Origin of the sequence: Paenibacillus sp. FSL H8-0175, from assembly GCF_045040615.1 — a bacterium.
Taxonomy (GTDB): domain Bacteria; phylum Bacillota; class Bacilli; order Paenibacillales; family Paenibacillaceae; genus Paenibacillus_AQ; species Paenibacillus_AQ odorifer.
In genome coordinates this window covers 1,289,432-1,301,022 of sequence record NZ_CP150299.1, presented here as the reverse complement: position 1 = coordinate 1,301,022, position 11,591 = coordinate 1,289,432, and the positions used below count along the sequence as shown (strand labels likewise).

Here is an 11,591-nt window from a genome sequence, read left to right as displayed (position 1 = left end):
ATTTACACAAACGTATTTACACGTACTTATACCTGCACGTATTTCCACAAACGTATTTACACGTACTTATACCTGCACGTATTTATGCGTGCTTATTTACCTGTACATAGTTACGTGTACGTAGTTTACGCGTACTTATTTATCTGTACGTATTTACGTGTATCTATTTATCTGTACGCAATTACACGTGCATATTTACGCGTGTGAAGCCGCTATCGGACACAGCTGACCTTATATGCAGCAATTCCCCATTTTTGGGATGAGAACGGACCCCAGAGTCGCTATTGGTATAAAAAATACCCAATAAGGTGTTCTTTTTAAGGTATAATGACGCTGGAGTCCGAAACCATGCTCCAAAGGCTAACAATCTGCGAATAATGTCATCTGAGTCCGTAAGTCTCAGGTTGATGATACTCGAGGTGCCTGTAGGCAGCCCCCAAAAATCATAACCGCTCCACACCCACTAACGTTCCGCCTGTGAACTCCATTTTATAAATATCCGGCTTTGTGGTTTGAAGTAAAAAATTCAGATCATATTTGGCATCAAAATAGTTCATCATAAGCGTCATGACTGCCCCGTGAGTTCCAATAGCAACCTTTTGACCGCTGTGATTACTCAGAATTTCTGCCAGTACACTAACTGAACGCTTCTGACACGCATGAATGGATTCCCCACCAACTGGGACAAAATCCGGATCTTCAAACATTTTTGCCAGTAATGGATACAGTTCCTGATCAGTCATAATCGTACTTCCGTCCGAGAAATGGGTCTCCCGCAGGTCTTCAACACTTTGAATCTCTGCTCCTAACTCCTGCGCCAATCCAGAAATCGTATGTATAGCCCGAAGGTATGGACTTGAATAGAAGACTTGAATTCCTTCCAGACGTAATTTTTCCGTTATCTTGCGGGCATCTGCCTCCCCTTTCGCGGTTAGTCCGCGAGTCCTTTCAGTTCCTCCGGGCAGTTTGGGCGACTCACCGTGCCTCACCATATAAATAAAAGTAGCCATCCTTTCCATCCTTTCCCTCCTTTACCTCTACAAATTCTAATGTTCTAACCAATCTCCTCTACATACTAAAAAAGCCCTTACGGACGAGAAACTGTCCTATCGGGCTAGGTAATATTGTAACTTATAACGTTTCGTGCAGCAGTTGCTTTAGATCACAAAGTAATAACTTATTGAGAGGTCACTTATTAAGGAGATACTTATTGAGAAGTCACTTATTGAGATATCGCTCACTGAGAAGTCACATATTAAGGCGACTATGACTAAGGAGACTCTTAATTGCACTATATACAACTATTAAGCGGTAAAAGAGGCCTCCTGAGCAAATAAGTGTACTCTGTGCAACTAAAAATCATCTTTCCTAGACTAAAAGGGAGAAAATCAAATAATAACTGCACAAAGTACAACTAAATCCCAGTTCGATCGCTGAAAGGGAATTTAACTGCACATTCTGCAACTAAATGCTAGAAAGTCACGCTAGTTTCTCTCTCCCACTCAAGCTTTCTAGTCCAGCTAGCTAGACTAGCGTGCTACCTCCTAGCCCCCCTCCATCACCTCAACCGTCCTAGATTGCTCCGCAGAGCTATCGCTCTTCTCTTTCTGCGCGGGCCACAGCACGCGCCCGAATGCGATGCCCAGCACACCAATCAGAGCGATTACGATGCCAAAATTCAAAAAGATACGGCTAGGCCCAGCGGCCTGAACCATCATTCCGCCAAGGAGTGGAGCGCCAATCATAACTCCGCTAAGAATGGTACTCTGAATACCGAATACACGCCCTGTCATGTGCGGGGGGGTTTCTTTTTGCAGACAATAATTGAACGTGATAATAAAAATTCCGTTCCCAATACCTAGTAAGAACCCTAATAGCAATACAGAAATACTGGAAGCTCCTGGCTGAAGCAGTCCAAGTCCCCCGACCGATAAACCCATCAGCACATAACCCGTTCCAAGCTTCCAGCCATAACCTGTTCCGCGATTCATTTTGTTCATGACCATAATGATGAATACAGCACCACCTCCGGATGCCGCCACGAGCCAGCCCAGTAAAGATTCATTAGAGGGTGCAAGTACCCTGAATAGACTGGTGAATTGAAAATCAATCATCTGAATAGCCATTGAACAGACTATGCCAAACAGCATGGTATTTAACAGCAACCTACTATGCAGCATAAAGTTCCAGCCTTCCTTCCACATCGTGCGTAGAGCAACACGCTCCTCTTGATCCCCCTTACCTTCTGTGCGAACTTGTTCTACATCACTTTTCTTAACTGTAAGTAGGAGCAAATAGGAACAGCCTCTGAGACAAGCATTGATTAATATACACCACTGTGGCGTAAGAACAGACAACGCGAAGCCGCCCAGTAAAGGTCCCGCGATTTTCGAGCCTTGATTCACAAGCCCATTAAGCGAGGTGGCTTGGAGCAGCTGATCTTCTCTAACCATACTACGGGTCATCGACTGCTGAGCAGGCACGTTTAACGTAGAAATGGCAGCACGCAACATCAGTAATGGGAGCAACCACACCATACTGGGTGCAAATAATACGAATACGGTTAACAGTGCCGTAAGCAGATCACACATTCGCATCAGCTTCAGCTTGTTCAGTCGGTCAGCCACTACCCCTGCGAACGAGCCCAGCAAAATCCCCGGCAAAGCTATGGAGACCGGAATCAAAGCCAGCATTAGCGGGCTGGCCTGCCAGCGGTACCCTACGAGTACCTGAATCGCTAAGGCATCGAACCAATCCCCAAAGGTAGCCGTCGCATATGCGCTGTACACACGCATATACACCTTGTTCTTAAGCAGGCTCGTGCCTGCTTGTGTTGAAGCATTCATTAAACATTCCTCCAAATTACAATTAAGAACTTATTAGCATGACCTTAATGTAATGGAGAATTGTCAGAGAATTATCAGGGGGCAGTCAGGGGGCAGTCACAAGGTTCGTAAGCACGGCATCCAAGGATTGTTCTAACCGATGGAACCCCCGCTCTTCCTTCTCTCGTTCAAATAAATTCACATATTTGCGATACAAAGCTGGCTTGGGTGGAAACTCGTTACAAAAATGAACTATTCGATACAATGCATATATCCGCATCGGCACGAACCCTGACATCTCAAGCACCTGAAGTGCCTCATCCAACAGTTGCTCGGCTTCACGCCAAGACTTACGCCGTAGAAACCACAAGCCCCTTGTAACTTTATAACTACCGATCTCACGCAAATAAGGTTTCTCCAGCAAAAGTGCTTCAATGTCTGTTGCCATCCGTTCTATTACGTGATCTTCTGTTCCCATCCACAAGTGTGTAAGCATTTCTGAGGTCGCCGTTATAGGAATGAAACTCTCATACCCCGGCTCTTTAATCACTTCATATGTTAGCTTTAGTCGTTCCAGTGCTTTTTCCGGTTGCCCTGCCAGCGTGTACAAATCCAGAATATTTAGAATCTCCACTTCGCGATGCTGAGGCGGCAAAAGAATTTTTTTCTCAAGGACTAACTCGCAGAACTCTAATTTTTTCTTAGGATCACCCAATAGAACATAACAGATTAATAAGGAATAAAACCGTTCCTCTATCCCCACCTCAGTTGTGTTCAGCAGCCAATCCAAATCTCCCTGTACAAAATGAATATAGATCGAATAAAACGGATCCATCGCATACCCCAAAACATCCTGTTGGCGCGCGAGGATTAACATCGAGCGACCTTGGCCATATAGGTGATATTTCTTGAATACTTCCCGCATCGTCTTTTGCATCTCTAAGTCATATGTAGTCGGATTGGCCATAGCAGCTGAGGGCTCCTGCATAGTCAGACTATAACCAAATCCCCGAACAGTCTTAATATCTAAGTCTTGAAGCTTGCCTAGCTTTTTACGAAGCCGATAAATATGATCATCTACCGTTCGCTCTACCGGATATTCAAGCGGCCATACTTTATCTAACAGTTGTTCTCGACTGAATGTACGCCCTCTATTTTTGTACAAGAACTGAAAAAGCGTAAATTCTTTTGGGAATAATTCTATCGTTATCCCTTCTGCGGTCACTTTATATTCACTTTCATTTAATTCCAGCTGCATGATAGAACCTCACTTTCCCCGAACCCGCTCATTGGTTACATTATAACAGTCCGTCCAAGGCCTACTCCACCTCAAAAAAGAATATACAAAAAGAGCAACCCACAGATTCCTCTGCACGATTGCTCTCTCCTCTTCTAACCCATACCACTTACCCAGCCATATTGTTAAAAGAATCCTGTTCACTAAATACGGATATATGATCTACTGTACCGGTCGAGCTTGGAATAATAAATTTCAGCTGGTATTGGTCATTGGCTTGATAGGTGTAAATCTTATCCTCTCCGTTCACTTTGGTATCGTCAGGCTTGCCGAGTGTTGCCTCAATTTGCTTCAGCGTCAGCTTTTGCAGCGCGGAATCACTTGAACGAACATCGAAGATTAAACTTCCTTTATTAAATCCAAACACGACATGTTTGTCAGTGTAGGTTGCATAAATACCTTTTCCCGCTGACTCCTGTTGATCAGGTTTGCCCCAATCCGCTTCGACCTCATCAATGAGTCCGGTATGAGCGGCATATTTTACACCAGGCACCTTCCCTTTTTTGGCAAGCTCGAGTAACTCTTTAAGCTGTTTGTCGCTATTTTGTGAATTTGAGCTGGTTGAATCTTTATCAGTCTCCGTAGGGGAGGAAGTCGCTGCCGGTGCAGTTTCTGCTGGGGTGCTTGATGGACTAACTTCAGGCTCAGAGGTTGCTGTTACAGCCGTTTCTGTTGGCGCCGTTGCCTGGGATTCTGAATTCCCCGCCTCATTGTTCGAACTGCATCCAGCAAGCCCAATCATTCCTGTGAGCAGGATAGAGCCTGCTATTAATTTTATCTGTACTGACATGATGTCATCTCCTTAGTGGATTACCTTAAAGTCGACTTGCAAAAAATGAAACTGAACATACAGACGAGGTGAAAATCAAATAGTTGCAGGATAGCGGCAATTCTTCTGGCTAACCCTCTTTTACCCATATCTACAAATATAAATTCATACACACTCTATTTTTCTACATAAAACCCTTTTTTCCGACACCTAACTCAAGTAAGTTTCTCTTTTAAAATCTCCACATAACTCCATCTAACTATAAACTCGTGAACTCATAAACGCATGAACCATATAACCTTAGACGTCATTCCCAGCCCCGAAGGGTTTCATTGCAGAACGTACAATAGAAAGGAGATCATCCTGCTTAAAAAGCAATCCATTGCATTCTGTGCAATAGATTCCAACAGTAAACCCATATCCGGCGTTCCTGCGTCCTTCTGAGTACACGAACTGTAATCGCGACATTTGTTGAAGAATTTTCCATTCAAACGCAACCTTAATCCTCCAAGCCGCATCTTATTAGTAAAGGGAGGGGAGCTGCATCTGAATATTATAGAGAGAATTGTGGCAAAAGATGAGTCAGCTCTCCGCCTGTTAATGGACGAATATGGAGATATGCTGCTGCGAACCGCTTCTTTACTGCTTAAAGATAGACAAAGTGCCGAAGAAGCGGTACAAGATACTTTTATTCAAGCTTATACCAAAATGAGTCAGTTACAGGAGCCGGATCGGCTGAAGGCATGGCTGATACGGATAGTGGTCAATCGCTGCCGCATGAGGCAACGGACTTGGAGCTGGCGTAATATTTTCCCGGCGGGAGGGTCAGAGCTGCAAACCAACGGGGATGCTGACTTCACAGCCGGAGCAGAAGAGCTTTTTATGGTGGAATGGCATAATGTCAGGCTCACCGAGTCCCTGAAAAATCTCGATTATCTATACCGGGAATGTCTGACTTTATATTACTTTCATGAGATGAGCATCCGGGAAATTTCCGAGCAATTAAATACATCTGAAAATACGATCAAATCCAGACTCGCCAGAGGCCGGACGCTCTTAAAAAAGATTTTGGTGAAGGAGGGACATTTCTTATGAATACAGAACGCAATGTGGTCAAAAAGCAGCTGGATGAAGAATTAAAGAACCTCCAGTTCACTGGACACGACCGGGTCATTAAGCAGACTCACCCTCCAACCTTTGGAGCCCGTTTATTGGCGCTGTGGAATAAGGAAATTGAGATCCCTGTCAAACCTATAGGTGCGATCGGTGCCATTATTCTAATCGTTTCGCTGACCCTGCATCAGCCAGAGATTAAACAACAGCCACAACAAAACACCCCGCAGCGTGCGAACCGAGAACTAATCGAAGCTGGAGGAAATACGTATTGGAAGGATATCTACGAGCAGGCGGTGAAAAAACATGAGAATTAAGATAAAAATCAAACATCTGGTGTTATTCGTGTTACTCCCTGCCTCCCTGCTTATTCTTCTGTTTAACTTCTTACCTTCACAGTCGCAGATAGATCAGAGCACAGCTATTCAATCTAACATAGCTAGGACTGATCTTCTGCAAAAGCTGGCTTCCACAACCGGGAGTAAACGTATCGAGCTAATCCGTACAAACATCCTTGATAAGGATCACAGCTATGATCCCTACAGATATGACGTTAATGTTAGCCCTTCGATGAGCCAGTGGAGTAATGATGAAACCCAGCGTTCCGGTCTGTTACCGGAGGACATAGTACCTTTACTTGAGGAATATATCCTTGAGGGGCCTTCGGATAATACACGTATATTTGCGGCTAAGCAGTTAGCTTATGAATATGATGCTCTTGGCCGAAAGGAAGATGGAGATCAAGCGCTAATCACCGCAGCGAAACAGTTAAACAGCAGCTCCTCTGTAGCTAAACAGCTGGAGCTCCTTCGAGCGGAGCGAGCCCTAAATAGTGGCGATATAACAACCGCTGAAACAATTCTTGAACAAACCCCCTTTCCATCCGAGTCTCAGGAAGAGCTAAACGCACAAAAGGCATGGCTTACCGGGCGTTTACTCTTTACAAAAGGCGAAGCGCAGGAAGCACTTGCCGTAGTAAACGATGGCTTGGAGAGCTACAAAAAATTCTGGCAGGATATTCATAAACAAATGAACGCTGCCACCAGCAGTTCGAACGAAGGCTCCAGAGACAATACAGGATCAGCAGCAGCACCAGAAGCTGGGACTTCGGATACTGAAAGACAGCTGGAATCGCTTCGAACCGCAATTCAGTCTGCTATAGATATGGGAAATACTTCAACTGCTGTCGTCTCCGGTACCCTTACAAGAAGCGATGGCACCCCAGTTCCGCGGGCTGGTATTTTTCTCCGCGCTGAAAGCGAAGTTAACCATAGCATCACTTCTGCTGAACCCTACCGAATCGTCACAGATACTGAAGGACGTTTCGAATTTCACGGTGTGATTCCGGGCTTTTATCAGTTACAGCTTGGACTTGGCTATGATCAGATCGACGGCTGGACTTGGCCTGTACAATATGACGATTGGATTGAAGTTAAACCAGATGACAGGTTGAATGAGAGCATAGTTCTACAACCTCTGCTTGAGCTGCAGTCTCCCATTAATCAGGAAACCCTAACAGGCAAGACCATAGATTTCCGCTGGAAAGCTGTTGAAGGAGCAGCTTACTATCGTTTAAGCGGTGGCGGGGAGGGGGCCGTGTTGGGCGTACAAATTCGGGATCGTATTGTAGATAACCATATCTCCATTCCTGTAGAAGAACTTTACGATGGCGGCGGTTTTTCCTATGGCAGCAGTGGAGATGGCTGGGAATCTATTGATCCCCTCTCCCTTCTCGGATTTATGAATCCCGAAGTGCGCTTTTCTTGGAATATTGAAGCCTTAGATGCAGATGGACGCCTGATTACCCGCAGTAATGGCTACAGATTGAACGAAGACACCGTCGGCAATCTGCCGTTCTTTTATCTCAAGGAAAGAGAGCTTACTACGGCTGACCAACTACTACTGGATAAAAAAACGGATCAGGCACTAGAAATGTACCAAAAAAATATTGCCGATGACCCACAGGATGTTCATGCCCTGCACATGCTAGTAAAGTTGATGCTGGCAAAATCATCTCTCACAAAGGATACAACATTAGAAGATAAGGCGATTCCCTTACTCGAAAAGCTAATACAACTACAGCCTTCTACTAATTACGCCTTCACATTATCGCAGTACTATTTTGACCATGCGGACTGGAAGTCGTATAACGAATATTATTCCTACTACAACGAACTAAACGGACCCAATACTAACGGTTATGTACTTTCTATTAACGCCACAGCCCTCATGCAACAAGGGAAGCTTGAAGAAGCTCGTAAACAATTCGCGATCGCCCTAAAGTATGATGATAGCCATCGTTTTATTGGCAGCTTTTTGGCGGCAGAATTATACGCTGGTGAATCACTCTCTTCGGTAATGACACTTGCTGAGCGTTATCCTGAACTCAGCTTTGGTCATAGTGGGTATCGCTGGCCACAAATGATTAAACAACTGTTAGCGGAACGAAAAAATCAACCTAAAGTCTTTGACCAAGAGTTAAAAGAGAAGCTTGGATGGTATGTGAATGGTCAAACTGATGAGTTAAAGCAATGGATCGCAAATGCCAAACCCTCCGCTTTGAAGACCTTTATGCAGGCAGTTTTAGAGGTAAGCTAATTCATTAAAATAAACAAAAATCCGGTCCCGCTCGACAAATTCGAGCATGGACCGGATTTTTAATTACACATAATCTTTTATTTAGATTTAGCTTCCATCATGTAATTCTGGAAATCCGTGATACTTGGGTTAGACATATAGTGGCCACCCTCTACTTCAATCGTTTGGCCTGTGATGAATTTGGATTCATCCGATGCCAGGAACAAAACCGTATTGCCGATATCATCAGCTTCACCGTGATAAGGAAGCGCGTTGAATTTTTGGAAAATATCCAATACCGCTGGCGGCATATTTCTTGCAGCGGCAGGTGTTAGGATCAGCCCTGGTGCCACCCCGTTACAACGGATTTTGTCTTTACCATATTGTGTAGCGATGTAACGAGTAAGGTTCACAACAGCTGCCTTAGAGGAGCCATAAGCAGTACGCAATGAATCCCCTGCGAATGCTGACATCGAAGCTGTGTTAATGATCGAGCCTCCGCCCGCTTTAATCATATGAGGAATAGCAAACCGGCTGCCTAACAGAACACTTTTGGTATTTACGTTCATCAGGCGATCCCACTCTTCCAAATCTATATTGACCACATCAAGGTCTTTTTGCAGATTAGTTAGACCTACATTATTAAACAATATTGTGATGGTGCCATACTGAGCAACTGTGAAGTCAACAGCTTCCTTGATCGAATCCGCTTGGGAGGCATCTAAGAAAAGACCTTCAGCTTCTCCGCCTTCATTTTTAATCTTAGATGCTGCTTCTTTGGCTGCTTCCACATTAAAATCAGCAATAACAACCTTTGCTCCTTCTCTAGCTAATAGAGTGGCAGCTGATAAGCCAATACCTGAAGCGCCTCCAGTTACTAATGCAACTTTACCTTGAACTCTTCCCATGTTCATACCCCTTTATAATGTTATTGTGCTTCTAAGATGACTTGGTTTATGTTTCAGAGCTATCAAAGCTCGTTAACAACTTCTCATAGATTTTCAAGAATTGCTGCAGTTCCTCCTCATTGAGCTTTTGGAACATTTCAGCTCTTAGCTCCTGTCCCTTAAGCTGTGCTTCCTTCAAAACGTCTTTTCCTTTGTCCGTGATAGATAGAAGTACATTCCGTCGATCATCTTCGTTATATTTTCGCTCGGCCATCTCCTGCTTAATTAGTCGATTAGCAATGTTAGTCATTGCTCCCGGCGTATATCCTAGTCTCTTAGCCAAAATAGTCTGCTTCAAGGGGCCTTTTTTATTCAATTCGCCCAAGACTAGAACTGGAGATATCCCAATATTGTGATCAAATGCGTTCATCCATCGGACAATAACTTCATTCGTAAATAATTCAACTGCATGTATTAGCTTAAAAATATCTGGATTTTCCAAGAGGTTCTCCTTTGGCATTCATGATGATCGGCTGCTTATAGAAGTATTTTAACACTAAAATATTTAATAGTAAAATATCTAATATTAAAAAAAAGAATGCTTGGTGAAAAGCATTCTTCAAATTGCGGATTTCTCAACAACATAAGTGCCAGCCAGCAAATCGTGAATCGCACGTTTACGGCGATGTAATCCAACCAACAAGTAATCCACCAGCATGATTGGACCCAGGACTTGAGTGAGGTCAAAAGCCAAATCCGACCATAAGGATAATTTGGCGGAAATAACGGTAAAGTCATAGCTGCTGACCGCAATTACCATTGAAAGAATCATACTAATCATTCGGAAAACATTTCGAATCAGAGCTTCCTTCACTGTAGGGTAATTCCCTTGCTCATTGACAATTTTTATTTTTAAAATCAGCTTCCCTGGAGTTCCGCCAAATCTAACGATCATAAAGATATCAAATGCGATAAACAAAATGTACTCCAGGATAATAGGTATCTCCGAGTGTAATGAAACAGCTAATGAATTAAGTATCAAGTATACGATAACCCCAGGTATTCCAATGACCAAGAAATCAAGAATGGAAGCCAGCACTCTTTTCCAAAAGCCTATAAAATTCTCCTGATCCAAATGCTCGGGTAGAATGTTATCCATGCAAGCACTCCTCTCTCTATCATTTACTTTGTCGCTCAATCCCTATTTAACAATCCCTTCCTCAGATGCTCTTGGATAATGGACTCCAGCTCTTTGTTATTTTTCACAATTACCCGTTTATCAGACAGAGTATCCGTTAACTCTATAATCCTATGTGCGGCCTCATGATCATATCCACGGTTCCATTCAAAAATCATCACATAGAGATTCTTAAATGACTGCTTGTAATTTGCTTGCTCTAAACCCAGTCTTGTTTTTATAAACCTTGTAAACACTCTCAAATCCCTGATCACTTTATTAGGATTCAAAATAACGATTAAGTCAGCAGCTTTAAAACTCTCTTGTCCCCATTTGTAATGTGCGCCTTCCAGAATCCATGAGGGTTTATCAAGGATTTCCTCCAACTGAGCATCCCTTGCTTCAACTGAAAAGCGCAAATTCTCGGCACTTCTGTCCCATACCAAGTTGTCAGTCTCGTAATACTCTACACCGTATTTTCTAGATAACTCCCGGGCGATATAGGATTTGCCGCTGCCGCAAGCTCCAATGATTCTAATCTTCATAAGCTCAGCCTAGCCCTATCGGCAGGATTATTAGTCCTATAGAAATTACGGTGATTATTCTTGTGGTGAGGAGCGTTAGCTTTTTATTTTTCTCTGATTTATACCAGCCCTTAAACTGAAAATGATTCCGGTACAGCATAAAAAATACAAATAAATTCCCGAGTCCCATACTCCAGTTATACACGGGCTGACCAAATATCAATTGATAGATCAATCTTTCTGCCCAACCCAAAACTAACAAAGTCAGCACAAGCAATATACACAAGCGAAGTAATTCCAATATAAAAGAGCCCAATTTCAGCAACTCTGCAACCATCCTCTCAAGGTTTCTTTATCGCTAAAAAAATCCACATTCCTCCAAATTATACACCTTACACCTTACGACTCCTACCTAAAAACAC

12 protein-coding genes are annotated in these 11,591 nt (G+C 43.5%); 3 read left to right on the top strand and 9 right to left on the bottom strand.

All coding sequences use genetic code 11. The features are described 5' to 3' along the window. Nucleotides 1–443: 443 nt before the first annotated feature. The 4 genes from MHH46_RS05595 to MHH46_RS05580 form a co-directional block, all read right to left on the bottom strand. Entirely contained in the window at nt 444–1,010 is a 567-nt protein-coding gene (locus MHH46_RS05595; protein WP_076194864.1) for a histidine phosphatase family protein, read from the bottom strand. Between the two features lie 534 nt (nt 1,011–1,544). Next, nucleotides 1,545–2,846, bottom strand: a complete 1,302-nt coding sequence (locus tag MHH46_RS05590) for an MFS transporter (RefSeq protein ID WP_076194846.1) — start codon at nt 2,844–2,846, stop codon at nt 1,545–1,547. 85 nt (nt 2,847–2,931) lie between these two features. After that, complete coding sequence (locus tag MHH46_RS05585) at nt 2,932–4,083, bottom strand: winged helix-turn-helix domain-containing protein (RefSeq protein ID WP_081387657.1); 1,152 nt, start codon at nt 4,081–4,083, stop codon at nt 2,932–2,934. Nucleotides 4,084–4,231: 148 nt separating this feature from the next. Next, the gene (locus MHH46_RS05580) at nt 4,232–4,915 is read right to left on the bottom strand and encodes a YjgB family protein (protein ID WP_076194841.1); all 684 of its coding nucleotides are present in this window, start codon (nt 4,913–4,915) and stop codon (nt 4,232–4,234) included. A gap of 447 nt (nt 4,916–5,362) precedes the next feature. On the opposite strand from MHH46_RS05580, the gene MHH46_RS05575 reads away from it, so the two are divergent. The 3 genes from MHH46_RS05575 to MHH46_RS05565 are packed head-to-tail and all read left to right on the top strand — an operon-like array spanning nt 5,363 to nt 8,602. Continuing rightward, complete coding sequence (locus MHH46_RS05575; protein ID WP_405132576.1) at nt 5,363–5,986, top strand: RNA polymerase sigma factor; 624 nt, start codon at nt 5,363–5,365, stop codon at nt 5,984–5,986. After that, nucleotides 5,983–6,321, top strand: coding sequence for a hypothetical protein (locus MHH46_RS05570; protein WP_076194838.1), 339 nt, complete (start codon nt 5,983–5,985; stop codon nt 6,319–6,321). Before MHH46_RS05575 ends, MHH46_RS05570 begins: the two co-directional genes overlap by 4 nt. Next, nucleotides 6,311–8,602, top strand: coding sequence for a carboxypeptidase-like regulatory domain-containing protein (locus MHH46_RS05565; RefSeq protein WP_076194835.1), 2,292 nt, complete (start codon nt 6,311–6,313; stop codon nt 8,600–8,602). The genes MHH46_RS05570 and MHH46_RS05565 overlap by 11 nt, the downstream gene beginning before the upstream one ends. A 77-nt stretch (nt 8,603–8,679) precedes the next feature. Here MHH46_RS05565 and MHH46_RS05560 read toward each other — a convergent pair whose 3' ends face one another. The 5 genes from MHH46_RS05560 to MHH46_RS05540 all read right to left on the bottom strand — a co-directional run bounded on the left by MHH46_RS05560 (nt 8,680) and on the right by MHH46_RS05540 (nt 11,494). Further along, complete coding sequence (locus MHH46_RS05560; RefSeq protein WP_076129551.1) at nt 8,680–9,489, bottom strand: SDR family NAD(P)-dependent oxidoreductase; 810 nt, start codon at nt 9,487–9,489, stop codon at nt 8,680–8,682. Nucleotides 9,490–9,535: 46 nt separating this feature from the next. Then, the gene (locus MHH46_RS05555; protein WP_076129552.1) at nt 9,536–9,970 is read right to left on the bottom strand and encodes a MarR family winged helix-turn-helix transcriptional regulator; all 435 of its coding nucleotides are present in this window, start codon (nt 9,968–9,970) and stop codon (nt 9,536–9,538) included. Between the two features lie 117 nt (nt 9,971–10,087). Then, nucleotides 10,088–10,627 carry an RDD family protein gene (locus tag MHH46_RS05550; protein WP_076194832.1) on the bottom strand — a complete coding sequence of 180 codons (540 nt, stop codon included), beginning with the start codon at nt 10,625–10,627 and terminating at the stop codon, nt 10,088–10,090. 35 nt (nt 10,628–10,662) lie between these two features. Continuing rightward, nucleotides 10,663–11,190, bottom strand: a complete 528-nt coding sequence (locus MHH46_RS05545) for a hypothetical protein (protein ID WP_076129554.1) — start codon at nt 11,188–11,190, stop codon at nt 10,663–10,665. Nucleotides 11,191–11,194: 4 nt separating this feature from the next. After that, a complete protein-coding gene (locus MHH46_RS05540; protein ID WP_081386495.1) occupies nt 11,195–11,494 on the bottom strand; it encodes a hypothetical protein in 300 nt (99 codons plus the stop codon). Between the last annotated feature and the right edge of the window lie 97 nt (nt 11,495–11,591).